Source organism: Brevibacillus sp. AG162, from assembly GCF_006715575.1.
In the GTDB taxonomy this organism is placed as follows: Bacteria; Bacillota; Bacilli; order Brevibacillales; family Brevibacillaceae; genus Brevibacillus; species Brevibacillus brevis.
Map to the genome: position 1 here is coordinate 801,563 of NZ_VFNO01000001.1, position 26,237 is coordinate 827,799.

Genomic DNA, 26,237 nt, shown 5'->3' on the forward strand with positions numbered 1-26,237 from the left:
GAGACAATGGTAGTAGGTGAATTTACTACAGAGGTTGACGTACTCGTAATTGGTGCCGGTCCAGGTGGATATGTTGCAGCGATTCGTGCAGCTCAACTAGGTAAAACAGTAGCTGTCGTGGAAAAAGCTGAGCTGGGCGGCGTGTGCCTGAACGTAGGTTGCATCCCTTCCAAAGCGATGATCCACGCTGCACACACATATGAGCACACACAACATACAGAATCCATGGGTATCACCATGGAAAATGTAAAAGTGGATTTTGCCAAAGTGCAAGAGTGGAAAAGCGGCGTCGTGAAGCAACTGACTGGTGGCGTAGGCTCCCTCTTCAAAGGCAACAAAATCCAGGTAATCCCTGGTGAAGCATTGTTCGTAAGTGAAAATGAAGTACGTGTATTCCACGGTTATGATGTCAACCGTTATCGCTTCCAGCATTGCATCATTGCAACTGGTTCGCGTCCAATCGAGTTGCCTGCATTCCCGTTTGGCAAACGCGTAATGTCTTCTACTGAAGCGCTGTCCTTGACTGAACTGCCGAAGAGCCTCGTGGTAATCGGCGGCGGATACATCGGTATCGAGCTTGGTACTGTGTTCGCGAAGTTCGGTACGAAAGTTACGATTTTGGAAGGTTCCGATCAAATCTTGCCTGGATTTGAGCCAGACATGCCACGTTTGGTGGAACGCAAGCTGAAAAAGCTCGACGTTACCATCCATACAAAAGCATTGGCACAAGGAATGGAAGAAACAGAAAACGGTGTGATCGTGACTGCGGAAGTAAAAGGCGAGCAACAAAAAATCGAGGCGGAATACGTACTCGTTACTGTTGGACGCCGCCCGAATACAGATGAACTCGGTATTCGCGATATCGGCATGAACGTAACTGACCGTGGGTTGATCGTTGTTGACAAACAAGGTCGCACGAACATTCCTAACGTGTACGCGATCGGGGATATCGTAGCTGGTCCTGCATTGGCTCACAAAGCTTCCTACGAAGGTAAGGTTGCAGCTGAGGCGATTGCTGGCCATCCAGCAGAAGTAGACTACAAGGCGATTCCAGCGGTTGTATTCTGCGATCCAGAAATCGCAAGCGTAGGAATCAATGAGAAAGAAGCAAAAGAAAAAGGCATCGATTACGTTGTAGGTCGTTTCCCATTCGCAGCAAACGGTCGCGCTCTGTCTGTAAATGCAGGCGAAGGCTACGTGAAGCTGATTGCAGAAAAAGAAACGAATCTCGTATTAGGTGCACAAATCGTTGGTCCAGAAGCATCCAACATCATCGCAGAGATCGGATTGGCGATCGAAATGGGCGCAACACTCGAAGATATCGAGCTGACCATCCATGCACATCCAACGCTGGGTGAAGTAACAATGGAAGCTGCTGAATTGGCTTTGGGTCGTCCGATCCACGTCATGAAATAGGAAGTGGAAAAAGCCTTGTGCCGGAAACGGGTACAAGGCTTTTTCTTCCACATCTTCCCCTTTCCACCTGTTCTGAAATAATGTAAAATAGTGGGAGACAACGTTAGGTGGGGGTCTGCAGCATGGAAATTACGAGTAAGATGATTGATGACTTGCGACAAAGGCTAGAACGTGCAGCAAAAGATGCAGGTTACAATTTTCTTGACCCTGAAATCGTGAGAATCAGCCAACAATTAGATCAATTAATTGTCGCACATATGCAACATGAAAAACGCCCTTCATGAGGGCGTTTTTGGTTGAGTGGGTGCTTCCGAGATGGAATAAAGCAAATGGGCATTCCAGCCTTTTTTCGTAAGCGTGGGTTCTTGGGCATAATAATAGCTAGGATATAGAATGAGTTGCTGCGCATCGTAGCTTGGACCACTACTCGGACAGGTAAGTTGATGAGTTGCTGTGTCATAGGTAATGGCGGGAGAAATGGATTGCAAATAGGTGGTAAGGGATTCGATTCCTTGTAAAGAGTAATAAATCCGTTCTGCTTCACGAACAAATTTTGGAGCAATCGCCTCCCAATTCGCCTCAAAAAATAACTGCCAATAAGATGAAACGAACAGGCTAAAACGGCCTTTCACATAATCGGCATCCTCTTCTAAATCGAAGGCAATCATAGGAGCATCGTGATGCAATATCCACTCCTCCAAGATCGGTTTCATACTTCGCACAAAATGATCGGTGGGAAGTGTTACGAAGTACTCATATTGATCATCGACAGCCATCACGCCTTTTGTATGTAGGGGGTCAAATGAGTCAGGGATCCCATATCGAAAGAGGGGGACGAAATAGCTCCATTCTTTTAATAGACGGGCTGAGTCAAACTGCTCTAACTTTTCTTCGGTCCAATACGCAAATCGCTCGGGAGGTGTCTCTTGGGCGAGTGTATACAAACTAGCAGCCATCTCGTACAGCGGGGAAACACTGTAGCTGATCAAATTGGAAAGAGGGCTATGGTTGCCCGGAAGTGGAATCGTGATCATCTTCACTTAACCTCCATCAAGGATACTAAATTTATCATAGTGCATCCTTGTGGGACAATTCAATCTTTTTCGATGTAAAAAAAAGGAAGGGCAGGGCACCCGACCGCAATAGAGCCGGGTGCCATCCATTACCCTTCTCGTGTTCGAATGGAGCGCGAATGATTTTCTTGCTTCACTTTTTTAGAGCCGGGCTGTGGTTCGCCAGTCTGTTCCAGCGGTTGAGCTACATTATTGTAAGTTTGATGCGGATTTTCATCAAGAATATGGTCCTTTTCCATAAAATCAACTCCTTCTTTACGTAGTTTGGCGTAAACACATGATGACGAATCATAGGAAATGCTGGTATTCTATAAGGAAGCATGTCCACATTTAGAAGGAATTGATATGTTGTCAAAACTACAGAATGGCACGATACTGTTTATAGAACATAATATTTATTATGTAAACAATAAACGAGCTCTGCTGGTCTGGAAGGAGCGAGAACTATGCCGGTCTTAATCGCCCCCGTATTCAATTCAACAACAGCACAGCCCGTTCGGATCGATTTGCCTAATTCGTACACGCTCATATCAGGGGCAAAGAGGCCATATGAGATCGCGTCTCGTTTCTTGCGCAATGAGATGGACGAGAACAAGCGAACTTTTGATTTGCGTGTAGACCCCAGCAGTTTATTTTTAGTTGGGGATCACGAAGAGATGAAAGTAACGGATGATCGGGTGTGGATTGAAGAAATCGAAAGTAAGCTGAATCTAGCGTCCACAACGGGGACTTGTTCGATTCCTTACATCATTACCGTCAATGGCAATATGTATGGCATTACGTATTTAAAGCGATCACTTGATGGTGACAAGTACACATTTGATGATGAAGCTGCGGGCATTTTTACTTCATTAGTCGAACAGAAGCTGCCGTCCCTTGCTTTTCGTCGCTATACGCTTTCGCTGGAGAAGAAAAACTACGAGGATCAGCTGTTGGATCTGTGGATTGCATTGGAATCATTGTTCGTTCCCGATGGCAAAAAAGGCGAGATTACCTATAAATTGCGTGTCCGAATGGCTTACTATTTTGGAGAAACCGCCTTGCAGCGTGAACGGATTGCACAGTTTGTAAAAAAATCGTACAATCATCGCTCAGAGATTGTGCATAGCGGCAAGCTGTTCGGTGACAAGCTGGCTGCAGAAGTCAATACGCTGAGGGCAATGACACGAGCCGCGATCTTAAACATCGCCGGGGAAAGTGTCAACCTTCAGGATATACGCGTTCGGCTGGACGAATTGGTATTTACGGGCGAATCTTATGTGGCACGGTACGCTCCCACTTATTTTGAAAGAATTTTGTTGTAAGCCTCATAGAGGAAACAGATCAGGAGGAAGAATAAAGCATGAGTGTTTTGATTGTAGAGAATTTGTCCCATGGTTTTGGGGACCGTGTTTTGTTTCGCGATGTGTCTTTCCGTTTGCAACCGAATGACCGTGTAGGACTCGTAGGCGCAAATGGTACTGGAAAATCAACGATGATGGGGATTTTGACAGGCCAAAACTTGCCTGATAATGGTCGTGTTGAATGGATGCCCAAAATCGAATACGGATATTTGGATCAGCATACCAAGTTGCAAGCTGGCAAAACGATTCGCGACGTACTCAAGGATGCTTTCCTGCCGCTGTTGGAGCAAGAAGCGGAACTGATGACGATTGGTGAAAAGATGGCCGAGGCGACTCCAGAGGAACTGGAAGAATTGCTGGAGCGCATGGGCGAAATTCAAGACAAGCTGGAAACTAGCGGCTTTTATTTGATCGATGCGAAAGTAGATGAAATCGCCAACGCTTTGGGTTTGAGTGCAATCGGTTTGGACCGTGACGTTTCCTCCCTCTCTGGTGGTCAGCGTACCAAGGTTCTTTTGGCAAAATTGCTGCTGGAACAACCAACTGTTCTTTTGCTGGATGAGCCGACGAACTACTTGGATGAAGAGCATATCGTGTGGCTGAAAAACTACTTGAAGGAATATCCTTATGCCTTCATGCTGATTTCCCATGACACGACCTTCATGAACGAAGTCGTGAATGTGATTTATCATTTGGAATTTACCAAGTTGAATCGTTACACAGGGAACTACGAATCCTTTCTGGCACAGTCTGAGATGAAACGCAGTCAGCACTTTGACGCATTTGAGAAGCAGCAGGAAGAAATCGCAAAGATGGAAGACTTTATTGCGCGCAATAAGGCACGTGCGTCTACTACTGGCCGTGCGAAGAGCCGTCAAAAGCAGCTTGATAAAATGGATCGCATCGACAAGCCGGAAACGGCTGCGAAACCTTCGTTTATCTTTAAAGAATCCCGGGCAAGTAGCCGTTTTGTCATCGAGGCTGAAAACTTGGAGATCGGATATTCTCATCCATTGCTGCCGAAGCTTAGCGTGAAGCTGGAGCGCGGTGAAAAAGTAGCGATTGTCGGCATGAACGGTGTCGGTAAGTCTACCCTGTTGAAAACGTTGCTGGGTGTGATTCCACCGCTGGGCGGAAAACTGGAGAAAGGTGATTTCCTCCATCCTGCTTACTTCGAGCAAGAAGTAAAGGCGAAGCCAATTACTGCACTCGATGATGTATGGAATGAATTCCCTTCCATGAATAACCATGAAGTTCGCGGAGCGCTGGCACGTTGTGGCTTGAAAAATGAGCATATCAATCGTAACATGAACGCTCTGTCCGGGGGCGAGCAAGCAAAAGTTCGTCTCTGTAAATTACTGCAGCGCGAAAGCAACTGGCTGGTATTTGACGAGCCGACGAACCACTTGGATGTCGTCGCCAAGGAAGAGCTCAAACGCTCGTTGAAGGAGTTCAAAGGGACCGTCCTTCTCGTTTGCCACGAACCTGAATTTTATGAGGATTGGGTTACACAGACGTGGGATGTTGAGAAATGGAGCTTGGAACAGGCAAAAACTCCGATTAAATTGTAAAAGCAAAAACAGGCAGCCACCATTGGGTGAGACTGCCTGTTTTTTTATGTGAGCGACGCATTTCGCATACGGATCATGGAAAAATGCAGACTGCTTTGTAGCAATGAATCTCGAAGCGGCAACAGCGAAGGAGTGATTCGCAATTCTATATCCACTTGGCTAAGGCAGTGTACGAGGTCTCCTAATGGCCTTACGTGTAGTGGCGTAACGGTTTCCTTTGACAAATAGTAACCCGCGCCTTCGTCCCAACAATAAAAAGGTTCTGGAGAGAAGGTATATTCATATAGCTTAGTTTGTGTAAGCACGGGGTACCATTTGCTTTCGATAGCCATAACCATTTTGGCGCTCGTCAACCCAAGAAAGCGCTCGACGTCTGCTGACTCGGAATCTGCTTTTTTGTAAAAGCAAATCCGCGGGCAATCTCGCGGTAAATAATACATCGGCGCTCTTGCTGCATCAATCGCCCATACAGCCGGAGCAAGTGTGGGGTGGGAGGGATGTGCGCGAGGCTGAAAAATCGTAATGGCCGGGTCTTCACTATAATGAAACAATTTGTCCAAGTGTCTTAAACCTCCTCTATCCTCTCAGCCCTCTCTAAAAAACAGCCCACGCATTTGGCAAATAGCGGCCTCGATGATACGGAGAAGACGTTTTCGTGATGGCTTCACCGTTGTGCAGCATCATGGAGCTGGAACCACCGTCCATGGCCATTGCTGTAACCACGCCGCGCTCAGCCAATACTTCCGCCATATCGTTCATGCTAGCGCCGATGGAATGGCCGGGTTGGCGTCCGTCAATGACAGCAAATACGATCGTCCCGTCTTCTTTTTGTCCAATTGCGGTACGCGGTTGAATACCCCAGCTTTTGGCAGGCTTTCCTTCAAACATATTTTTCCCGTTTACAATCAACTGCGGACGAAAGCTCACAGCGTCCCGCACGCCCATCTTTACGAGTTGTTCAGCCGAGTAGCTGCCTGTAATCAGTTTACCGTCATAGGTAAGTCCTAACGCGGTTTCTCCGCTTCTCGGGTTGTAGCCCTGCAAAATCTTTCCGTCGTGGATGACGACACCGTAGGCTCGCGCTCCTTTGCCGTAGCCGTCTGGGTCAGCGAATCCGCTCGCATTGACAATCCCGATGGCTCCTGTTTTTTTCACGAACTCATCGAGCAGATCTCCACGGTCCTTGCGATTCGTCACGACGAGCCGCACTCTGCTCGGGTCGCTAATGTACATGATTTTTCCTTTAAAATAATAACTGCCTTTCGAGATGTCGATTTCCTCAATCTCGATTAGCTCCTTTGGTTTCTCCGGAAGTGTGACGGTTACCAGATTCGATTTCGTCGGAACAGAAGGTCCTGCCGTGACTGTACCTGTGCCTTCGGAATTGATAACGGTCGGATGTGTAATTTGCTGCTTTAGTTCTTTCAGTTTTTCATCAGGTAAAAATGTATAGGGGGCCCAGTAATCGTGCTGTGTTGTCAACAAAGTGCCTGCCGCCCACTCGCGTAATTCTACTCCGTTTTTCGTTCCGAATAAAAAAATAATTCCCAGCAGTGCTAAGGTTGTACAGGTTAAGGCAGTGCCGAGCATCCATTTCTTGACCCAACGCCATGGTCTTTTGCGCTTGGCTCGCTTCCGTGTGCGAGTGCGAGTGCGCGATAACGTCTCCATTCCATATTCACATCCATTTGACAAATTGTACTTGGGTTATCATTCCTATAGGAGAAGACGCATGAGGGAGCAAAAGGTTTCAGGAAAATAATATGTGATCACCCTGGTCAAAATAAAGGACAGGAGGTGATAGGTGTGCGTGACTATGATGAGGCGTTTCAAAAGGAAGTAGAGGAGTACATGGAAAGTCCAAAAGGGACACGTAACCAAACCACCAGCCGGGACCGTCAAGACCAGGGTGAGAAGCAGGAAACCCGTTTCGATTCCAATAACGGGTAGAAGGAAGGTCAGGCGAAGTCCAATGCGGATTTCGCCTGTTTTTATCTATCTCTGATGGACCTTACCTCATGAGGACTGGCTTACCTCTGTTTTCTACCTGCAAAGTGTGGTAAGCTTACCCAATGCACGAATTTATGCCAGGAGGGTTTTTGTGAGCACCACGTTTGCAGATTTACAAATTAGCGCACCGCTGTTGACTATATTGCGAGAGCGAAAAATGGAAACACCGACACCTGTACAGAGTGAAGCCATCCCGTTGATTATGGCTGGTCGAGATGCCTTGATTGAATCACCGACAGGGACAGGCAAGACGTTTGCGTATCTATTGCCGATTTTATCGAAAATCAATATGGAGCAAAAAGATGTACAGGCTATTGTACTTGCACCGACGCATGAGCTCGTTGTTCAGATCGCGCGGGAAGCAGAAAGCCTTCTGCCAGGGAAGGACACGGCCGTGATGTCCATTATTGGCGGTGTCGATGTGAAACGCCAAATCGAGAGGCTGAAGAAGAAGCCTGTATTGATCGTAGCGACACCAGGAAGACTGTTGGAACTGATTGAGCAACGCAAGCTAAAGGTCCATGAAGTGAAGACGGTTGTTGTCGACGAGGCAGACCGGATGCTGGATGCGGGCTTCGGCAAGCCAGTTCAAGAGGTCATGAAAAAAACACTGCGTGATACACAACGTCTGTTATTCTCAGCGACAATCGCAGAGGAAGTCGTGCATACGGCTGAAATTTTTACAAAAGATGCAGCTGTTATTCGTGCAGCAGCACCAGAAGGAGCCGCAGGAGTAGCACATATGTATTTGGTCACCGATCCACGCAAAAAGGTGGACACGCTTCGTCGTTTGTTGCGCCTCGTGAATGTACGCTCCTCGATTGTTTTTGTCAATCAAATCGAAAAAGTGGACGAGATTGTCTCGAAGCTCAACTACCACCATTTGCCGTGCAGACTCCTACACCGTGATGCTACGAAAGAAGATCGTGCCCGCACCCTGCAACAATTCCGGGATGGAGTATTCCCTGTGTTGATTACGACAGATGTATCGGCACGTGGCATTGATATTCCAGGTGTGGAATGTATTGTTCATTACGATCCTGCATCAGATGCTGACACGTACATTCATCGCAGTGGCCGAACTGGGCGTATGGGGCGTGCCGGACTGGTATTTTCGATTATTACGACACAGGAACGGTTCATCATCCAAAAATTTTCCAAGCAAACAGGCTTGCCTATTGCTGAAAAATTCATGTCGCATGGAGCACTGGAAGATCCGCGTCCTGTACGAAAGCCCGAGCCAGCCCAAAAGTCAGGCGCTCCAGCCAAAAATGCGAGTCCTGCAAAACGGAATCAAAATCGTGCACATAAGAAGGGCAGCTTTGGAACAAAGTAGGACAAGAAGTACACAACTTGTCTGCAGGAGGTTTCCATGCGCAAAGATCGGTTATATGAAGAGGATTTGCTGGTAAATGGCACAGTTGGTGGAGAAGTTCTGACGAAACACGAACGGCAAGTGCTGCGCCAGGAAGCAGGGGAACTGAAGGAAAAGATGGAACAGGCGAAACAAGAGCCGATTGCAGAATGAATGACGAAAAAGAGCAGGGAGAATCCGTGGAGTCTACGGATGCCCTGCTCTTTTTTCTTGGTAGTGGATCAAATAGCGGTCCAGCTCCATTAGCCAATCATGTACGCTTTCATAAGGGGCGTCCATTTGTAACAAGCGCCGTATCATCATGTGAATGGAAGGGGATAAAGTGAGCTCTTCTTCCCAGCTTTTTTCAGGTGCGTCAGGTTCCGATTCGTACCCGGAATAGAGCAAGAATAAAAAGAAATGTCCCAATGCGTACAAATCACTGGATGGAGCAACTTCTCGCTTCAATTGTTTTTCAGACGGGTAAGCGGAAAGGGCATCAGCCGTGTAAGTCGGGCGATCACCAATGAACCGAGCGAGGCCAAAATCAATCAGGTACGGCTTGTCCTCTTTCCAGATGACGTTGGGGATGCGTACGTCGCGGTGAATCACATTTTGCTCATGGAGGTAGGCCACGAGTTCCCCGATTTGGCGGATCCATTCGGCGCATTTTTGCTCATCCGCCACGATGTTTTGATCAAACAACATGTCTTCGAGTGTCGGGCCTGCTATATAAGTCATAACCATAAACGAGTCTTGCCGATAAGTGAAAGAATCCAGACAGCGGGGGATTTGCGGATGCGAGAGGGACATCAGCACCTTTTTTTCATACGCTTGCATGGCTTCTCCTTTTGGCGTATGACGCAGGCTTGGTTTCACTTGTTTCAGCACGACCTGATTACCTGTAGGGTTGTGAGTAGCGAGATATGCGATCCCGTAGCTTCCCATCCCTAGTACTTTTGTTATTTTATACTGTCCTGCCAGGTGGCCGGGCTGATATGGTTTATCGCGTATCGTTTCGTTCCACCATGACTTTATACGAGTCCACATTGTCTGATTTTCCCCTCCTCCCTTCATCTTATCATGATTTGAAAAAGCTGACCTTTTTTTCAATAGGTTTGCTATAATCAGTTCGTTACATGCAGACAGGAGCGAAGGGTATGAATTTTACAATTGATTGGTTATCCTTTTATCTAATGGAACAACCTGAAGAAGAGGATGGCATAAAACAAGTGCGGATGACGCGCTATTTGGGCCATGATGAATATCTGAGAAGCGAGCTGAAAGATTTTCTCGATGGGGAATTCGCCCGGATTGCGAAAAGAAAAGTCGAGATGAATCCGAAGACAGAAGGCACGCCGACAAAACTGGGTCAATTTGTGCTGGAGACAGGACATCCATTGGACTCGAACCCCAACTATGCCCTCTTGAATCGATTGTTGGCAGCGGAAACGCCAGGGGAGAGCAAGGAGCCCTGTCAGGAGTTGATTCAGTCGTATTTGCGAACCTCTCAGGTGAGAGGCGGGGTCATGATTGTGGTGCGGACGAGGCTAGAGCTTATTGATGAGCGCTATGTCTTTATTTTAAAATGCGATTTCGAACAAAAAACAGCGGTCATCACAGATGAGAAGAGCCTTATATCGAATGTACGCATGGCGATCAATGCCAAAAACATGAAATCACTGATGTATCCGTACATGATCGAATCTGGGATGAATGACCCGTATCATGTGAAGATCCATCAGTTCTCCCACGCGCGGTATTTCGAGGAATTTCTGCGTTTTATCGAGTATCCGCAAACGATGACGCAGATCGTCTCTGAAGAAGTCATTTCATTGGCGAGACAGCACATCGAATATACGTATCCCGAAGAGTCTGAAGAGCGGATACGGGAAGAGGAATCGATTGAACTCATTGCGGCAAGTCCGAAGCGGGAGCTCGCAGAAAAATGGGAGCATGAGACCGTAATGGAAGCGATGCAAATCATTACGGATCGCCAACCAGAGGTCGAGCTGAAGTTCAAGCTGGATCATATGCAGATCCGCACATTATTGGCAGATTACGGTACCAGCCTGCATATCGCTAAAGTAAACGGGCGTTATTTGGTGCTATTAGAAGGCGAGCAGCTACAGTTCGAGCGTGGCATGTCCCCTGTTGAGTTTTTAAAGCCTAAGGCATTGGCAGACATCGTGAAAGAAATCGAAGAGCGAAGCCAAAACGTTGCGTATACCCCAGTGAGCACGCCGACGGAGGACGACGATAGTCCACCTTGGTAATGAACGAAGGGAAGAGAGGGATGGAGTTGGATCGACAACGAAGAGTAAGCGGCCAAGAGCATAACATTTATCCGGTATTGCGTCATGCCTCCATGATCAGCAAGTACCCGGAGCGTTGGGTGGTGAAGGAGCATACGGCTGATACGTACGTACTGTACGCTCTAGATCAAGGGGAAGGATACGCATTGATAGAGAAGCGGATGTTGCAGGAAGCAGGCTGGACGAGCGAGCAGCTTCATTCCTACGCGATGGAAAACTTGCGAAAGCTTCCCTTTTCAATAAAGTCACAAGAGGTAGGAGGTCAGCGCATCCATTTTATTAGTCCGACAGATGGATACGCGGCAAGTCGAATTTTGCTTGATTCATTTCTGGCGGAGATGGATCAGAAAAAGCAAGGAGACTCGCTTGGTGTCGCGATTCCGCATCAGGATGTGCTGATTGTGGCGGATATGGCAGGAGAAGCTGGAGCCCACCTGTTAGCGCGTCTCACTTATGATTTTGCATCGAAAGGGCAAGTGCCGATTTCTGTCTTGCCCTTTTATTGGGAGGAAGGGGAATTGACCCCATTTCTCGTGGTGACGCACGACTCGGGTACGAAAATTGAAAGAAAGTAGAGCAAGCGCGGGGAGAGGTTTCCCGCGTTTTCTATACCGTAGGAAAATAGGAGGAAACCCTCGAATGAAAAATTTCATGATTGGTCAATATGGAGGTTTTGATCAGGCTAAATACGCACGAGATTTTAAGGAGGGCTTTTACGGAATAGAGGCATGCTTGTTTGATTCAGAGGAGGATATCCAAAAACTACAGCGTGAGTCTCAAGCAAAAGGATTTGCGATTGGTGTTCATTTTCCGCTGCGTGCAGGTCAATCCGAGCTGCGGGATGCTCTATTCATGGATGCTCATGATCAGACGAGAGCCGAGGCATTTGAAAGGATAGAAAGGGAACTTGCGTTTATGGCATTCATTCAGCCAACCTATATCTTATTCCATTATCCGAAGCCTGTCATTTTGGATAATCGCGTCGACTGGAGTGAATGGCGCTTTTATGATTCGCGAGACTATGTATGGGAGCATGTCTACACAGAAGCAGAGTTTCGATATCGTAGTGAGCAGCTGTTTGCGTGGTTGGCTGAGAAAGGCAAGGAGTTTCACTTCACGCCAGTCCTTGAATTCGATGCACTCAACCGATATGTGTATGAGACTGAATTTTTAGAATGCTTGCTGCAGAAATATCCAATGATCAAGCTCTGTCTCGATACCGGTCGATTATTCCTGCAAGAAAAAATCGACCCGTTTTTCGATGCGCGTCCTGTCATCCAAAAGTATGCGAAGTATGCGTGGAGCATTCATTTGAAGAGTATGAAGGTGACCGCTGATAAGGTTGAATTCGTTCACTTTCCCGTTCTTCCTGAATGTAAACCGGAAGCAGGGTGGGCTCCGATTGAGGACTACCTGACAATCATCCGGAAGGAAAACCCGCACGTAAAGATCATGTTCGAGCATCGTTCCGACCAAGTGACAGATGAACAACTTGAGCGTTGCTATCTTTGGGTGAAGCAGCTCTTATCTGATCCTCATGAATCCACTTCCAGTAGTAACTCAATATAGCGTCCGGCATCTTGAATCAGCCAGTACGGGTACCTGGGACCGTGTATGTACAAGTCTGTGGCCGTTACGAGCATGGTCTTCACCCGTGTTTTATCACCCATTAACTGCGCGCATACCCCCATCGTCATCCAAGGGTATAAATCACCAGTCTGAAACGTATCAAAATGCGGGAACGCGTCTGTGATCCTCTGGTAGAGCAGCGAGGCGGTATTGGCATCAGTCAAGCTGTAGACGATAGGAAATGCTTGGGAAGTGACGTCCGGATACCATTTTCGCCAGCCGGGGTACGTACGATCATACATTGCATACGACTTGCGAATCCGACTGTACATCCCATTGATGCCGAGCACGCAGGCTTTGGCGCGTGCTGCCGCTTCCTCGGCAGCCTCTACATTTCCGATCAACGAAAATAAATACGAAGCATCTGCCAGCCCCTTAGCCACCTCGCAATTGTCCATCAAATATTTGACTCGATACGTATGCTTCGCCCAGGTCAGACCATCCTTCTGTTGAAGGCGGGCAACTGCTTGGAGAAGGGACAAGAGTTTAGCGTGGTTGGCATGGAGCCAGTCCATACGTCCGGTTGCTCGTATCCATTCCGCAAGCAGGCTGAAATAAGTAGTGTGGTAGCTATCTTCGCTATCATTTGTGCCGGTATCGATTTCTCTGCCTTGTTCAAGACGAAAATCATTGATATAGCCGTCCGCATTCAGGTTTCGCAAATACCAATCGAGATGACCTCGAACAGCCACTACCTCTTTCATGCGGATGAGGGAAATGATTCCGAGGTTAGTAAAGTACGGATTGATTTGATCACGTTTAGGGCTGAGGCGAAAGGTGCCGCTCGGCAATTGGCAGGATAGCAAAAAACTTGTTTGATTCAACGCCATTTCTTGCATCCATTTTTCCATGGGGCTGATCTCCTCTCCAAGCTACGTGATTGCTGAGACGAGTTTGACTCCGTATTCGATCCATTGCAAGGAACGCACATAAGAATCACTGTCGATGGCAGGCAGTGAAGCAGGTTCTTTCACGACCTTGTGCCATTTTTCATCTCGAAACCAATCTACCCCATCTGCCGGATCGTGTCCATAATCAGCCCATGCATCTTGAAGACGTGGGCTGTATATCTTCGGACTTCCTTCTAGCAGCTCATGTCCATCCAATCGTAGTTGGTACTCATCTTTTGTGGTGGAAGGAGTATGATGAGGTGTGAACAAATGCGGCCAATAATCTGCTCGCGAGCCTGTATGAGGAATACGAGAGCAATAGGAGACCATTTTTTCAAAGCGAAAAGGATCTTCAAACAATTGCTGATACAACGTTTTTCCGACCTGAATGCGGTTTCTGACGTCGGGAAAATGATGAACATTCAACCCGATCAAGCTCAGTCGGCGATCAGTGGGATGCGCTTTATAAGGAATGAGCACTTGATTCATCGAGAGAGCAGATTGGGCGACGAAAGCAAACGAAGCGAATATACGATTCAGTGTAAACGGCTTCTGTACGACACGTTGTTCGATATATTGCTGTTCGTTGACGATGAGTGCATGTGTAATGCGCGCACTGTCTTTGGATGTGAGGAACTCTTGCCAATACGATTGCATAAAGACTGAAACACCAAGTGGCTCCAAAAGCTTTGTTAAATCTGTCCCCGTTCGTTTCATCTCCGCATACAGTAGTAATTGCGCATAGGCATCGTGAAAAATCAGCCAGTTACATCTTTCCAAAAACCAAAAAAACGGCTCGATTGCTTGTGCATCCATGATAAGCGGTAGCCATTCTCCTTTTAAGTCGGTCATGTTCCACCCGCCATTTCGTGAGACCAGATGGGCCAATAACGCCCAGTGAACCTCTTGATGCTCAAGATAGAAGGCGAGGTATGCTTGTGTGCGGGTGACATTGTTGCGATTGGCTTTGGTTGTTGCTTGTCTGATTTGAGCGATCAGGTGCTGCTCGTCAATTTTCGTTGCTGTCGGATCTTTCATGGTTATGGGTAGCTCCTTGTTGTTTTCACATTGAAAAAGCAGGTCCACTGGGCGACCCGCTTTTTACTCAACCAATCATTTCTAGTACGAGAAGCCGAACGAGTAGTTTTTCCTTGGCTTCCTCCCACGTATTCGCAAAAATGACAACGTGCTCCGATTGGAACTCCGTTTCAGCGACAAAAATCCCATCTTGTTCGTAGATGTTCATAGGTGATCGTCCTTTCTGCTGCCTTTCAAGCATTGTATGCTATCATGTAAGAGATGATGCATCCAGTATGCTGGAAAATCATGAGAAGGGTGGCACCAAACATGATAGTAAAAGTGACAAAAGAGGCAGTAGAACGCATGGCCAGTACAGAAAAGCCCATTCGGATCAACGGTGAGCTAGTCGGTGGCTGCGGTATGAATGTAGAGTATGCGTTGTGGTGGGATACGCAAGGGCCAGAAGATGAAGTCTACCAGGTCGATTCTTTGACGTTTCTGATAGATCGCGAAACCATTGCTTATATCGGGTCTGACCTGCTTACGATTGATTATCGTGCGCAGCAAGGCTTCCGCATGGTTACGCCACAGCAAATTTTGGCCTATGGCCTTCAACTTAAAGAGCGCTGGAGCTAATCACTTCGGGAGAAATTGCAAAATAAAGGCGAGAATCCCTGCTGCAATTAAGGGACCGACTGCAACACCGCGGAAAAAAGTGACACCAGCGATCGTACCTAGCAGCAATCCAGTAACGATCAATGGATTTTGGGTCATCAAGACTGTTCCTTTTCCCGCTAGGTAAGCCACAAACATACCGACGGCGACGGCCAGTAACGAATGCCAATTCGTAAAAATCTCCAAGATAGACGAAGGATTGATTTTGCCGCTTGCGAGCGGAGTCATGATGCCAATCGTCAGTATAATGATCCCGAGCTGTAGGCCATGCTGCTCGAGCAGCGGGAAATATCGGTCCAACGACAAGAGCCTCATTAAGAGTAGGATCGCAACTGCAATGGATACGGTTGCGTTGTTGCCGATGACACCGAGCGCCAGTAGTACCAGGAGGATGATAGAAATCCAGTCCATATGCGGGTTGGCTCACTTTCGTTTTTCTTAGTATATCCATGCTGCTGCGGCATGTGCCCGGGCAAGAAAAAAGAGATCGGCATGCACAAGAGTGCGAGTGCCGATCTCTTTTTACTAGTCGAACCACAGTTCCAGCATACCTACTGGAAAGCCTGTCTGTTCATCCGAATCAGGGAAACGTCCCCAAGCAAAGACGCCGTTGAAATAATCGATGGTAAACGGCTGATCGTAATCAGGCACGCTGTATTTGCTGCCAATTCGGAACTCACCCGTTCCTAAATAGTACGATTTCGCCATAAAGTACTTTTGTGTAATGATCGCAAGCTGTGAGTGATCACCAAGCTTCTTTTTTTCTTTCGCTTCTACGTGCAGGCGCTCCATTTCCTCCTGCAGCTCGGCGAGTGTCATCTGACTGTACAAACGCAACGGACTGCCCCCTTTCCATACAGGTATATTGTAGCAAAAGACAAGGGAAAAGGCGATGGATGCAGAATCCTCTAAGGTAACGAAAGGGGAGTCGTTTCGAAAATGACACGTTTTGATTTGCATGGAAAGAAAGCAATCATTACAGGTGCTGGAAGAGGAATTGGGAAGGCACTTGCGTTGGGAATCGCAGAAGCAGGTGCAGAAGTTGCGGTAGTCTCGCGAACAGCTTCTGATTTGCAAGAGGTGGTAGCGGAGATTGAAGCAAAAGGCGGAGTGGCTTTTCCGGTCGAGGCTGACTTGACTGAGCCTGATGCAACGGACAGCGTTGTGAAGCAGGTAGTCGAAGGGCTAGGGGGTGTTCATATTCTGATCAACAATGCTGGAATGAATATCCGCAAAAAAGCTCATGAGGTAACGGAAGAAGAGTGGGATAGGGTAGTGGATTTGAATTTGAAAGCAGCGTTTTTCATGAGTCAAGCTGCTGGCAAAATCATGTGTGAGCAGCGCTATGGAAGAATCGTTAATATCGCTTCGGTCGCAGGTGTAGTAGCACTTCGCACGGGTGTCGCCTATGGTGCCAGCAAAGCTGGTCTCATCCAAATGACGCGGGTGCTGGCATTAGAATGGAGCAAGTTTGGTGTCAACGTAAATGCAATCGCGCCGTGGTATTTCCGTACGCCATTAACGGAGGGCTTGCTGAGCGACGAAGCGTTTGTCCAAGAGGTGTTGCAGCGAACACCGAGTGGCCGAATCGGGGATGTCGAGGATTTGATAGGACCTGCGATTTTCTTGTCTTCTGATGCAGCTTCATACATATCGGGTCAAACGATTTCGGTTGATGGTGGTATGTCTATATACGGGTTTTAATAAAAAAAAGGGGCATTCCCAGATGGGAATGCCTAATTATTGGGGGCGATTGAGAAAAAGAACGACTGATTGTTCTATGACTGGTTTGCTCTCACCCAAAACAGTCAATCAATCAAAGCTATTAGCGTAGGCATACTCAGATTGAACGATCGATCTAAACATGCTTACGTTAAAAAGTCATCCAAAGAAGATAATCGAACTTTTTCTCAATGCGTTGAAAAAGTGCTTACACCTACAACATAGCAAGCAAAAGTAAAACATCAATAAAATAAAAATAAAGTATTATTAAATCTTTTTCTGTAAGTAGCGCGTTAACGAGCAAAACGATGGTTACCGATCTCAACTGTTACAGGACGTGACCAAATCCACTTGGATGTAGCCGTATCCGGATTGAAGAAGTAGAGGGAACCATTGCTCGGATCCTTTCCATTCACCGCGTCCTGGACCGCTTTTCTCGTACTTTCATTTGATTTATGTGTCAAATTGCCGTCATGGACAGGCGAAAACGCATTGGGAGCATAAATAACCTCCCGTACCGTATTTGGAAATTCATCTGAAGCAACCCGATTCAATACAACGGCAGCAATCGCTACCTGTCCCTCATACGGTTCTCCCCGGCCTTCCGCATACACTAACCGGGCGAGCAGTTCCATATCCCTCTTCGAAATCTTCACTTTTCCATTGCGAATCACTTTTGGGCGACTATCACGACTAACCTGCACAGACTCGCGTTTTACCGCTGTAGCAGATGCGTTTGGTTTCTTTTCCTTCTTCGAAACTTGTTCCGATGGCGCATGTGCATGACCGAGAACAGGGAGGATTTGTACTGGTTGTGGTGCCATTGCACTTGTCGGTGTGACAAATAAGCATAACAGCATCAAGCCAAAACTGTTCAAAAAGAAGAAAAAGCGCGTTGGCGCTTCTCGTGTCAACATGGTGTGAACCACTCCTTTTCGCTTTTTGCGTTTTGATTGCGGAAGCGAATCAGGTCTTTTGCAAGTCTATCGATCTTATCGGAATGGTTCAAGAGGGAATTGGTTCCATAGAACTATTTACAAAACAATGTGTTTTATGAAAATGCTTTCATTAACGGATGTTTCATCCATAAAAAAACCACTTTCCTGTTGAGAAAGTGGCTTTCGTGTTCAGTTTGATTACTCTTATTTTTCCGTTATCGTAATGGATTTAATGGTAATCGTTTGCTCAGGAATACTTGGTTCACCGGTTTGTGGGTGTTTCTTTACTTTTGTTCCGGCAATTTTTTGAACGACATCCATGCCACCCGTAACTTTTCCGAAAATCGTGTAATTCGGAGAGTTGTCCAATCCTGTCACGTCAGGACCAGAACCAATGAAGAATTGGCTACCATTCGTGTTTTTACCGGAATTCGCCATGGCGACCACGCCTGGTTCATATTTATGACCATTTTTCAATTCGTCTTCAAACGTGTAGCCAGGGCCACCCATGCCAGATCCCAATGGATCTCCAGTTTGGATCATGAAGTCTTTGATGACGCGGTGGAACGTGATGCCATCATAGAACTTGTCCTTAGCAAGGAAAACAAAGTTATTTACAGCAATTGGGGCATCTTTCTCAAACAGATCAATCGTAATGTCTCCCATGGAAGTAGAGATTTTCGCTTGATAGTCCTTTGCTTTGTCAATCTGCATAGCCGGAGCCTTCTCGTATTTCTTCTCTCCGGTTGGACCCGGTGGGTTAGCTGGCTCTTTGGATGCTGGTTTCTCTGCTGGCGTAGTCGGCTGATTAGGAGCGGCTTCATTGCTTCCTGTAGAACAACCCGTAACCAAGGCGATTGCCGTCAGACATGTGAACAGAGTTGTCATCATCTTTCTCATCTTATGCACCTTCCTTTTTTTCGTACTGTTGGGTGGTTCGGTTTCGAATTATAACACAAATAGTCGAGCTTTTGCCAATCCGCTAGTTTCCTTTCCAATCACGCGTGGTATGATTGGGAGAAAAGGGTGATCAATGTGGCAGAACGATTTGAGACCAAAACGGTACATATTGGACATGACCCTTTGCGGGGAGTAAAGAGCAAAACTACACCGATTTATCAAACCTCTGTCTTTGCCTACGAAGGCTTGGAAGAAGTAGAACAGTACTACGTCGGCGAGGGAGAATACTTGTACACCCGAAATGGCAATCCCAACCAAGCTGAGCTGGCGCATGCAATCGCTGTTTTAGAAGGCGCAGAAGCAGGTGTCAGTGCTGCCTCCGGTATGGGAGCGATCATGGCGGGTTTACTTGCCGTTCTTTCTCCTGGGGATCACGTGCTGGCATCCCATGAAATTTATGGCGGTACCTATGCGCTACTGCACAAGGAGCTGTCGCGGTTTGGAATCGAGCTTGAATGCATCCAGCTTGGTCAAATGACACAGCTTGCTGATCATGTTCGCCCCACTACGCGGCTGTTTTTCGTGGAGACCATCACCAATCCGCTATTGACTGTTGTGGATCTGCCTTACTGGATCAAGGAAGCAAAGAGTCTTGGCTTAACCGTCATGGTGGATAATACGTTTGCAACTCCGTATTTGGTACAACCCATTTCATTCGGGGCAGGTCTTGTGGTACATAGTGGAACCAAATACATAGGTGGACATAGCGATGTGACGTCAGGTGTTCTGGTTGGATCACAGGCGATAATCAAGCGTGCCACAGAGATTGTATCCAATTACGGTGCATCGCTCAGTCCTTTTGAGGCCTGGCTGACATCACGTGGTTTGAAAACATTGGCAGTGAGAATGGAGCGTCAATGCGATAATGCCAGCCAGATCGCTGCGTTTCTTCGTGATCATTCTGCAGTTGGACAAGTGTATTATCCAAGTCCTACGGATACCTTCTTTTTTACACGGCAAAAACAGGGGGCAATGGTATCCTTTGTTCTGGCAGACGAGACGAAGATTTACGACTTTTACCGGGCGCTTGACTGGATCAAGTTGGCTCCGTCCCTTGCAGGTGTGGAGACGAGTGTATCTCATCCTGTTACGACATCCCACCGTGCTTTTTCTGAACAGCAGCGCAAGGAAACGGGAATCACGATGGGACTGGTAAGGTTATCGGTCGGAATCGAGGCTGTTCAAGACATTCAGTTAGCATTAGATGCCGCATTAGGGAAATAATTCAAAAAACTTTGCCGCATTATGAAACTTTCTTCCTAAGTAATACGTAATACTTAGTTAGAGTAGTCTCAGAATGCAGTGGAGAAAGTCCATTCTGAGAGCATGCTTCAGTCTGGAAGAAACCGAGGAAAACGCAAATGGGAATGGCTATGAAGCAACCGTCGGGGCCATCATCCGGAGATTATTATGAATCTCGTCCATTTACGGAACTGTATGACGAATATTTTGATCGCGTCAACCGGTATTTACGATGCCGGGTTCAAAGTACGTGGGATGCCGATGATTTGACCACCGTGGTCTTTTTAAAAGCGCTAGAAAAATTCGAGCAATATAGCAGAACAAGTCCTTTCGCATCATGGATTTTTCGTATTGCTCACAATACATATGTGGATTTTATGCGGAAAAACAGGGAGTTACCGGTTGACCAGGAAGATTTTCTAGGAGCAGAACCGGACGACACATGGCAGCCGGAACGGCAGGCGCTGACGAATGAAGAGATTCGTCTGCTTCGTGATCGTCTGGACTTGTTGTCTCAGGATCAACGAGACGTGTTGATGCTCCGGTACTTTGCTGACCTCAAAATCAGTCAGGTAGCTGAGGTGCTTGGCAAAACAGAATCGAGTATCAAAATGATCTCTTATCGAGGATTACAAAAACTTCAGAAGATGTATGAGAGGGGGGACTCCGAATGAGAGAAGAGGAGAAGCACCCCCAGGATCATCAATCGGATGATCAGACCGTAACCCAACTCCTAGCCCATTTGAAGCAGATGCGCGGATCGGTTCCTGTCAATTATCAGCTAAAATCAGACCTCAAAAAACAATTGCTCCAGAAAATGAGAGAACTCGAAGCCAAACAGGCAAAAGCTCCAAAAGCCGCACCCAAAAAATGGGGGAGGTTGGTTTGGAGCGGAATCGCTGCTGCTGCTCTCGCCCTTGCCATAGGAGGATTTGTGTGGTGGAACAATACCTCTCTTGCCGTTCGAGAGCATGAATTACTTAAGTTGCCAGCACAAGCAGCCGTGGAGCTTGTTGATATTGATCGCAAAGCCGCTCAGTTAGCTTATATCAATAACAATACAGAGCTGAAAACCATTCCAATCGATGAGGAATTAAAGCCCGTCACGATCAAGCTGCCACCAACCGAAGGCAAATACATGGGGGTAGCGTGGTCTAATTCTGGGAAGCAAATTGCTGTCGTCGAGCAGGATAAAAAATTATCGCGGATATGGATTGTGGAGATGCCGACGGCTTACAGCATGGGAAGCAGCCGATTGCTGAAGGAAGAAGAAGGGGTCTTGTATTCTTCACCAAGTTGGTCTGAACATGATGATTCGCTTGCCTTTACCCGCTCCAAAAATGGCGTCGAAGAAATTTGGGTGAGCAGCACAGTATCGTTCCAAGAATGGAAGCTTGTAGAAGGCTCTCAGCCTGAATGGTCACCAGATGGAAGATTGCTTGCCTTCAATAAAGCCGGTGAAGTACAGCTGATGGAAATGCGGACGGGGAAAGTTGCCTCGCTTGCAGTGGGACAGTGGGCATCGTGGAGCTCGGATACGAGATTGACCTATACACACCCAAATGGAACGCTGATGGAAGTAAACGTGGGTGTAGAGCCTTTTGTGACACGCGAGCTACCATTGCGAAACCAGTCATCTGATGAACTGATCAAAGGAAACTGGGCAAACAAAGGTAAGCACTTACTGCTTATCTCACGTCATGATCAACTGCAACAACTGGTTGTCTCTTTGGCGTCACGAAAATGAGCGGAGGAACAAGCATGAGGTGGAAATGGGTGTTAATCTTTGTCATCACATGGCTTAGCTTTTCGATACGCCCAGCTATGGCAGAGAGCAACATAGACATACAATTCGAGATACCTTTAAGTGGTATCGTCAAATATGAATCATGGATGAGACTAAACGTAAAGGTAACCAGCCAAGAACAGAATTTCACAGGGGCTGTAGAGTTATCCCAGCGACAAGTCAAAAAAAATAATGAATTTAAGCTTCGGCGTCCAATAAAGCTCGAGCAAGGAAAGAGTACAACCGTGTACTTTGATATGCCTTCCCAAATATTGCTCGATGATTGGTACGTCCAGGTGACGCAAAACGGTCAAGTTGTCAAAAGCGAAAAACTGCGTATCTCTTATCCAACGGACGGGCGTACCATTGGGGTGATCAGCGAAGAGGGCAATGCGTTTCATTTCCTTGCCGTCAATCAATCACAATCCAAAATGAATCGCCCCTTGTCCGTTCAAAATCTCACGGAACAAATGTTGCCTGACCAATCGTGGATATACGAAAACATAGACATGCTAGCGCTGGCAGGCAATAGTGGTTCTACGATTAATGATCAACAGATGGCAGCAATTAAGGAGTGGATCCAGCTGGGAGGGATCGTGGTTGTTTCGGCAGGTCCCAATCAAGATGGGATGATCCAGCGTTTTGCAGATATCCTCCCTGTAGAAGCCGGAAAAGCTGGTAATATAGAGCTACAGCAAGCATTAAGTGGGTATGACATTGCGAAAGTCGCGCCAAATGGCAGTATCGGTGTGTATAACCGTGACTTGCCCTTGTTTGTGTCAAAATCGTACGGCAGAGGGCTGCTGCTATTTGTCAACTATGATGTGACAGCAGAACCGTTGGCATCGTGGCAGTTCAACCCACAACTGTGGCAGAATGCAATGATCCAGCATGGCGCCAAGAAAATTTTTGAAGAGAAGCTTTATATGGATCAAATGACCCGGCCTTTTCTTGACTTGAGCAAGAAGATTCCTGCAGTACAAACTCCTCCGCCGATCTGGATGGTGGCGTTGTGGGGCGGATATGTAATCATACTCGCACCATTGACATACTTCATTCTGAAAAGAATGAGAAAAACTGAATGGGCGTGGGGAGTCATCCCGGTAGGAGGAATTTTCTTGACTGTCGCTATATTCGCGGTTGGAAAGCCTGCTGTGGTGAAAACGAGTACCAGCTATGCAGTAACCAAGATCGACATATTAGATGAGTCTCTGGCTCATGTTCGCTCAGCAGCAACGTTTTTGGGGGTGGATCAAAACGAATACGATGTACAGCTTGAACCTTCGATCGTTGCACTGCCCTTGACAGTGGGGCGAAATGATTATCGACCAGAGGGACTAATCGATGGCGATGAGGTTCTCTCTTTCCGTAATCTCCCCTATTTGACACCGAAACAGGCAATCGGTATCGGGGTAAAACACGACATGGGGGCTTTTGCTGCTTCCTTGCGAATCAATGAGAATCGTCTGCAAGGGTACGTGAAAAACAATACGGAGTTTGCCTACGATCAGACTTTTATTGAAATTGGTTTTCAGCGAATTCCGCTTGGGCCATTGAAAAAGGGAGAAGAAAAGCAGATTGACAGCGTGCTTGAGCCCTTGTTTAAGCCAAGAAAACCGCAAGCAACAAACGAATTGCAAACGATAGAAGAACGAATCAAAGAAATGCAGGAAAGAGTCGTTGAGTATGAAGAGGGGAATCAAGTAAGTATCATCGGCGTAACGACAGAGCCTCTTCCTCTGATGACAATGCAGGTGCCTCATCAAGCACATTACTGGAATGTGATTCAGCAACCTATTCAATTACAGCCGAATGAACAAGGTCTAGTGACTTTTCCATATGGCCTGCTTGATGCCGAGATGTATGAAATGACAGGGGACTTCGATAATACCGGATACATTTGGCAGCTTGGTAAGGGCAGCATTACGTTTGAGCTGCGTACAGACAAAGCGGCAATCAATATGAAGCGAATAACGGTGCCGCTAAATCACAGCTCGTTCAAGCCTTTCCGGATAGAATACTTCCACCAAAAGAGCGGTAGGTGGATACCTGTTGAGCGCGGGACGAGACTTGTCCTCGATAATGAACTCCAGCAAGTATTGACGCCTAATCAAACATTATTACTTCGTTTTTCCCACAATGGAACGTCGCGATTAGCTCTACCAGAGCCAATTTTCCAGGTAGAGGGGGTGCGGAAATGGTAATCGAAACCGTTCATTTAGGAAAAAGATACGGCAATTTGCAAGCGTTGACGGATTTGAACCTATCGATCGAGCCAGGAAAGGTGTTCGGTTTCATTGGTCCAAATGGCGCCGGAAAATCTACTACGATGCTCATCTTGTCTACCCTTCTGGAACAGAGTGAAGGGGAAGCGTTTGTCTGCGGCTACAATGTACGAAAAGATCCAGCAAGTGTACGCCAGTCTGTTGGCTACATGCCCGATTTTTTTGGTGTATATGACAATTTGACAGCGGTAGAGTATTTGGAGTTCTATGCCGGGGCTTACAAAATTCCTGCCTCCAAAAGACGGGCACTTGTTGGTGATCTTTTAGAACTGGTGAATTTGTCTCACAAAGCAGACGCCTTCGTCGATTCTTTGTCTCGAGGCATGCAGCAGCGCCTGGGGTTAGCACGTTGTCTCGTACATGATCCGGCCGTGCTGATTTTGGATGAACCGGCATCAGGGCTGGACCCGCGAGCCCGTATTGAATTGCGCGAGATTTTGAAGCAACTACGGGAAATGGGCAAGACGATTATTATCAGCTCCCATGTTTTGCCGGAGCTAGCCGAGCTGTGTGATGATATTGGTGTCATTGAAAAAGGCAGATTAATTGCGTATGGTTCTGTACATGAGGTCAGCAATCGGGACACAGGACAAAGCCGGATGCAACTAAGAGCCCTGCGGAACTTGGACAAAGCGGGACTTTTGTTAGCGAGCTCTCCGTATGTACATCAATTGACAGAATATATGGGAGGCTTTCGCTTCTACTTTCAAGGGACGGAGCAACAAAAAGCTGAATTGCTTCAAGAACTGCTGGATGAGCAGGTCGCAGTCGTCTACTATGGCGACTCCAAGAAAGATTTAGAAGACGTCTTCTTAGCGATTACGGAAGGAGTCGGTATGGAGTGAGCGACTTCTTATTCAATCCTCTTTTGGTAAAAGAAATGCGGGACAGATTCCGCTCGAGAAAGACCATGGTCATATTAGCGATTTACTTATTTGTCATGGGGGGAATTCCGATGGGCTTTTTGCTCATGGACCCCCTGAAGGCTGAATCGTTAGGGGATAACCGGGACCTGTTTCTAATTTCCGCGGGGATACACTACGCGATGGTTTGCTTTGTGGCACCTGCCCTGACTGCTGGAGCGATCAGTGGTGAGAGAGAACGCCAGACCTTGCCTATTTTGCTGACGACCCAGTTGTCGACGCGCACGATTATTTTGAGCAAGCTCATTACGTCTTTGGCGTTCTCCACATTGCTCTTGGTTGCATCGATGCCTTTGTACAGTATCGTGATGCTGTACGGAAGCGTCTCCCCGGAACAAATGGTCCAGCTCGTCCTTTTTCTCGCGGTGAATATGTTTTTTCTCGGATCGTTGGGGTTGTTCTGCTCCACCTGGATTAAACGAACGTCAATTTCGACCGTTACCACATACGGCATTGCCTTCTTTTTTGTAGTAGGTACTGGCTTGCTGTTCTTTTTTATCGGAGAATCCTTGCAACAGACGTATCCGGAACGGTACGTCAATTCGGATGTTTGGAGCATGTATGAGCTGCAGATGTTGGCAGGGATGAACCCTATCATCGTTTTGTTAGATATTTTAGGCGAGTCATTCGATCAATCCGATGACATCAGTTTTGCACCGTGGTTGTTTTTCTCATGTGTGTACGTGGTTCTTTCCTTTGTGCTCGTCATCTGGAGCGCTTATTTGTTAAAACCAATCCGACGAAAATGGTGGAGTTGGAAGAAACGACCTGTTCGTGTACAATGAAAAAGGTGTATGGGAAAAGGGAGGTTTTTTTGTGAGCGATCAAGATGTACAGATCATTGATTTTGAAGAACTGCTTCGTGCGATTGAGAGCCGTCTGGCATCTGCAGGGATGTATGTCAAACGCGAAGCGATCGTGACCATTCTTCAGGCAGAAGAAGCATTTTTGCTTGAAAAAGGTGTTCTTCAAGAGTATAGTGAGTAATCAGCTAACAGCCTGCCATAAGTGGTAGGCTGTTTTTTGCGACGGGGAAGGCACAGAGTTATTCGCCTGTTTGCTTCTCCCGGAAAAAAACGGTATGA

At 47.0% G+C, this 26,237-nt stretch carries 31 protein-coding genes; 19 read left to right on the top strand and 12 right to left on the bottom strand.

The window, feature by feature from the left end:
* The first annotated feature begins 6 nt into the window (after window positions 1-6).
* Window positions 7-1,416, top strand: coding sequence for a dihydrolipoyl dehydrogenase (gene lpdA / locus FB479_RS03940; protein ID WP_106656515.1), 1,410 nt, complete (start codon window positions 7-9; stop codon window positions 1,414-1,416).
* A 122-nt stretch (window positions 1,417-1,538) separates the two neighbouring features.
* Window positions 1,539-1,700 carry an aspartyl-phosphate phosphatase Spo0E family protein gene (locus FB479_RS03945; protein ID WP_106656514.1) on the top strand — a complete coding sequence of 54 codons (162 nt, stop codon included), beginning with the start codon at window positions 1,539-1,541 and terminating at the stop codon, window positions 1,698-1,700.
* On the opposite strand, the gene FB479_RS03950 is transcribed toward FB479_RS03945, so the two are convergent.
* Both FB479_RS03950 and FB479_RS03955 read right to left on the bottom strand, forming a co-directional pair.
* Complete coding sequence (locus FB479_RS03950; protein WP_106656513.1) at window positions 1,695-2,450, bottom strand: hypothetical protein; 756 nt, start codon at window positions 2,448-2,450, stop codon at window positions 1,695-1,697. The two genes, FB479_RS03945 and FB479_RS03950, sit on opposite strands and share 6 nt — an antisense overlap.
* A 128-nt stretch (window positions 2,451-2,578) precedes the next feature.
* Complete coding sequence (locus FB479_RS03955) at window positions 2,579-2,728, bottom strand: small acid-soluble spore protein P (protein ID WP_106656512.1); 150 nt, start codon at window positions 2,726-2,728, stop codon at window positions 2,579-2,581.
* 207 nt (window positions 2,729-2,935) lie between these two features.
* On the opposite strand from FB479_RS03955, the gene FB479_RS03960 reads away from it, so the two are divergent.
* Together FB479_RS03960 and FB479_RS03965 are read left to right on the top strand one after the other, a co-directional pair.
* Complete coding sequence (locus tag FB479_RS03960) at window positions 2,936-3,793, top strand: HEPN domain-containing protein (protein ID WP_106656511.1); 858 nt, start codon at window positions 2,936-2,938, stop codon at window positions 3,791-3,793.
* A gap of 38 nt (window positions 3,794-3,831) precedes the next feature.
* Entirely contained in the window at window positions 3,832-5,403 is a 1,572-nt protein-coding gene (locus FB479_RS03965) for an ABC-F family ATP-binding cassette domain-containing protein (RefSeq protein ID WP_106656510.1), read from the top strand.
* 44 nt (window positions 5,404-5,447) lie between these two features.
* Here FB479_RS03965 and FB479_RS03970 read toward each other — a convergent pair whose 3' ends face one another.
* Both FB479_RS03970 and FB479_RS03975 read right to left on the bottom strand, forming a co-directional pair.
* Window positions 5,448-5,963 carry a DUF6886 family protein gene (locus FB479_RS03970; protein ID WP_142062560.1) on the bottom strand — a complete coding sequence of 172 codons (516 nt, stop codon included), beginning with the start codon at window positions 5,961-5,963 and terminating at the stop codon, window positions 5,448-5,450.
* A 34-nt stretch (window positions 5,964-5,997) separates the two neighbouring features.
* Window positions 5,998-7,074: a phosphodiester glycosidase family protein gene (locus tag FB479_RS03975; RefSeq protein ID WP_142062563.1), complete on the bottom strand. Its 1,077-nt coding sequence runs from the start codon at window positions 7,072-7,074 to the stop codon at window positions 5,998-6,000.
* Window positions 7,075-7,209: 135 nt separating this feature from the next.
* Here FB479_RS03975 and FB479_RS30375 point away from each other — a divergent pair, with 135 nt between their 5' ends.
* From FB479_RS30375 to FB479_RS30380, 3 genes are all read left to right on the top strand, one after another.
* Window positions 7,210-7,353, top strand: coding sequence for a hypothetical protein (locus FB479_RS30375; protein WP_162837736.1), 144 nt, complete (start codon window positions 7,210-7,212; stop codon window positions 7,351-7,353).
* Between the two features lie 151 nt (window positions 7,354-7,504).
* Complete coding sequence (locus tag FB479_RS03980) at window positions 7,505-8,749, top strand: DEAD/DEAH box helicase (RefSeq protein WP_142062566.1); 1,245 nt, start codon at window positions 7,505-7,507, stop codon at window positions 8,747-8,749.
* A gap of 36 nt (window positions 8,750-8,785) precedes the next feature.
* Window positions 8,786-8,941: a hypothetical protein gene (locus FB479_RS30380; RefSeq protein WP_007718860.1), complete on the top strand. Its 156-nt coding sequence runs from the start codon at window positions 8,786-8,788 to the stop codon at window positions 8,939-8,941.
* Window positions 8,942-8,974: 33 nt separating this feature from the next.
* Here FB479_RS30380 and FB479_RS03985 read toward each other — a convergent pair whose 3' ends face one another.
* The gene (locus tag FB479_RS03985; RefSeq protein ID WP_142062569.1) at window positions 8,975-9,817 is read right to left on the bottom strand and encodes a serine/threonine protein kinase; all 843 of its coding nucleotides are present in this window, start codon (window positions 9,815-9,817) and stop codon (window positions 8,975-8,977) included.
* Window positions 9,818-9,927: 110 nt separating this feature from the next.
* On the opposite strand from FB479_RS03985, the gene FB479_RS03990 reads away from it, so the two are divergent.
* The 3 genes from FB479_RS03990 (at window position 9,928) to FB479_RS04000 (ending at window position 12,651) form a co-directional block, all read left to right on the top strand.
* The gene (locus tag FB479_RS03990) at window positions 9,928-11,043 is read left to right on the top strand and encodes a DUF3900 domain-containing protein (protein WP_142062572.1); all 1,116 of its coding nucleotides are present in this window, start codon (window positions 9,928-9,930) and stop codon (window positions 11,041-11,043) included.
* 20 nt (window positions 11,044-11,063) lie between these two features.
* On the top strand, window positions 11,064-11,657 hold the full coding sequence (locus FB479_RS03995; RefSeq protein ID WP_142062575.1) for a DUF1444 family protein: 594 nt from the start codon (window positions 11,064-11,066) through the stop codon (window positions 11,655-11,657).
* A gap of 64 nt (window positions 11,658-11,721) precedes the next feature.
* Entirely contained in the window at window positions 11,722-12,651 is a 930-nt protein-coding gene (locus tag FB479_RS04000) for a sugar phosphate isomerase/epimerase (RefSeq protein ID WP_142062578.1), read from the top strand.
* On the opposite strand, the gene FB479_RS04005 is transcribed toward FB479_RS04000, so the two are convergent.
* The 3 genes from FB479_RS04005 to FB479_RS30385 form a co-directional block, all read right to left on the bottom strand.
* Window positions 12,618-13,562: a hypothetical protein gene (locus FB479_RS04005; protein ID WP_142062581.1), complete on the bottom strand. Its 945-nt coding sequence runs from the start codon at window positions 13,560-13,562 to the stop codon at window positions 12,618-12,620. The two genes, FB479_RS04000 and FB479_RS04005, sit on opposite strands and share 34 nt — an antisense overlap.
* 21 nt (window positions 13,563-13,583) lie before the next feature.
* Window positions 13,584-14,639 carry a DUF2515 family protein gene (locus FB479_RS04010; RefSeq protein WP_106656503.1) on the bottom strand — a complete coding sequence of 352 codons (1,056 nt, stop codon included), beginning with the start codon at window positions 14,637-14,639 and terminating at the stop codon, window positions 13,584-13,586.
* A 67-nt stretch (window positions 14,640-14,706) separates the two neighbouring features.
* A complete protein-coding gene (locus FB479_RS30385) occupies window positions 14,707-14,847 on the bottom strand; it encodes a hypothetical protein (protein WP_007718846.1) in 141 nt (46 codons plus the stop codon).
* Window positions 14,848-14,948: 101 nt separating this feature from the next.
* On the opposite strand from FB479_RS30385, the gene FB479_RS04015 reads away from it, so the two are divergent.
* Window positions 14,949-15,257, top strand: coding sequence for an iron-sulfur cluster biosynthesis family protein (locus FB479_RS04015; protein ID WP_106656502.1), 309 nt, complete (start codon window positions 14,949-14,951; stop codon window positions 15,255-15,257).
* Here the strand turns inward: FB479_RS04015 and FB479_RS04020 are convergent, their stop codons facing one another.
* Together FB479_RS04020 and FB479_RS04025 are read right to left on the bottom strand one after the other, a co-directional pair.
* Window positions 15,258-15,707, bottom strand: a complete 450-nt coding sequence (locus tag FB479_RS04020; RefSeq protein ID WP_007718844.1) for a DUF441 domain-containing protein — start codon at window positions 15,705-15,707, stop codon at window positions 15,258-15,260. It lies immediately after the preceding gene.
* A 114-nt stretch (window positions 15,708-15,821) separates the two neighbouring features.
* Window positions 15,822-16,133 carry a YfhH family protein gene (locus FB479_RS04025; RefSeq protein ID WP_048033314.1) on the bottom strand — a complete coding sequence of 104 codons (312 nt, stop codon included), beginning with the start codon at window positions 16,131-16,133 and terminating at the stop codon, window positions 15,822-15,824.
* A 102-nt stretch (window positions 16,134-16,235) separates the two neighbouring features.
* On the opposite strand from FB479_RS04025, the gene FB479_RS04030 reads away from it, so the two are divergent.
* Window positions 16,236-17,000: an SDR family NAD(P)-dependent oxidoreductase gene (locus FB479_RS04030; RefSeq protein WP_106656501.1), complete on the top strand. Its 765-nt coding sequence runs from the start codon at window positions 16,236-16,238 to the stop codon at window positions 16,998-17,000.
* A 311-nt stretch (window positions 17,001-17,311) separates the two neighbouring features.
* Here FB479_RS04030 and FB479_RS04035 read toward each other — a convergent pair whose 3' ends face one another.
* Both FB479_RS04035 and FB479_RS04040 read right to left on the bottom strand, forming a co-directional pair.
* The gene (locus FB479_RS04035) at window positions 17,312-17,935 is read right to left on the bottom strand and encodes a cell wall hydrolase (protein ID WP_106656500.1); all 624 of its coding nucleotides are present in this window, start codon (window positions 17,933-17,935) and stop codon (window positions 17,312-17,314) included.
* A 225-nt stretch (window positions 17,936-18,160) separates the two neighbouring features.
* Complete coding sequence (locus FB479_RS04040; protein ID WP_142062584.1) at window positions 18,161-18,856, bottom strand: peptidylprolyl isomerase; 696 nt, start codon at window positions 18,854-18,856, stop codon at window positions 18,161-18,163.
* A gap of 126 nt (window positions 18,857-18,982) precedes the next feature.
* Here FB479_RS04040 and FB479_RS04045 point away from each other — a divergent pair, with 126 nt between their 5' ends.
* The 7 genes from FB479_RS04045 (at window position 18,983) to FB479_RS04075 (ending at window position 26,139) form a co-directional block, all read left to right on the top strand.
* Window positions 18,983-20,140, top strand: coding sequence for a trans-sulfuration enzyme family protein (locus FB479_RS04045; RefSeq protein WP_142062587.1), 1,158 nt, complete (start codon window positions 18,983-18,985; stop codon window positions 20,138-20,140).
* A 137-nt stretch (window positions 20,141-20,277) separates the two neighbouring features.
* Window positions 20,278-20,832 carry an RNA polymerase sigma factor gene (locus FB479_RS04050; RefSeq protein WP_047067599.1) on the top strand — a complete coding sequence of 185 codons (555 nt, stop codon included), beginning with the start codon at window positions 20,278-20,280 and terminating at the stop codon, window positions 20,830-20,832.
* Complete coding sequence (locus FB479_RS04055) at window positions 20,829-21,905, top strand: TolB family protein (RefSeq protein WP_142062590.1); 1,077 nt, start codon at window positions 20,829-20,831, stop codon at window positions 21,903-21,905. The genes FB479_RS04050 and FB479_RS04055 overlap by 4 nt, the downstream gene beginning before the upstream one ends.
* A gap of 14 nt (window positions 21,906-21,919) precedes the next feature.
* Window positions 21,920-24,148, top strand: a complete 2,229-nt coding sequence (locus FB479_RS04060) for a hypothetical protein (protein ID WP_142062593.1) — start codon at window positions 21,920-21,922, stop codon at window positions 24,146-24,148.
* Window positions 24,142-25,074 carry an ABC transporter ATP-binding protein gene (locus FB479_RS04065; protein ID WP_106656495.1) on the top strand — a complete coding sequence of 311 codons (933 nt, stop codon included), beginning with the start codon at window positions 24,142-24,144 and terminating at the stop codon, window positions 25,072-25,074. The genes FB479_RS04060 and FB479_RS04065 overlap by 7 nt, the downstream gene beginning before the upstream one ends.
* Window positions 25,071-25,937, top strand: coding sequence for an ABC transporter permease (locus FB479_RS04070; protein ID WP_106656494.1), 867 nt, complete (start codon window positions 25,071-25,073; stop codon window positions 25,935-25,937). Before FB479_RS04065 ends, FB479_RS04070 begins: the two co-directional genes overlap by 4 nt.
* Complete coding sequence (locus tag FB479_RS04075) at window positions 25,927-26,139, top strand: hypothetical protein (protein ID WP_142062596.1); 213 nt, start codon at window positions 25,927-25,929, stop codon at window positions 26,137-26,139. Before FB479_RS04070 ends, FB479_RS04075 begins: the two co-directional genes overlap by 11 nt.
* Window positions 26,140-26,237 lie beyond the last annotated feature (98 nt).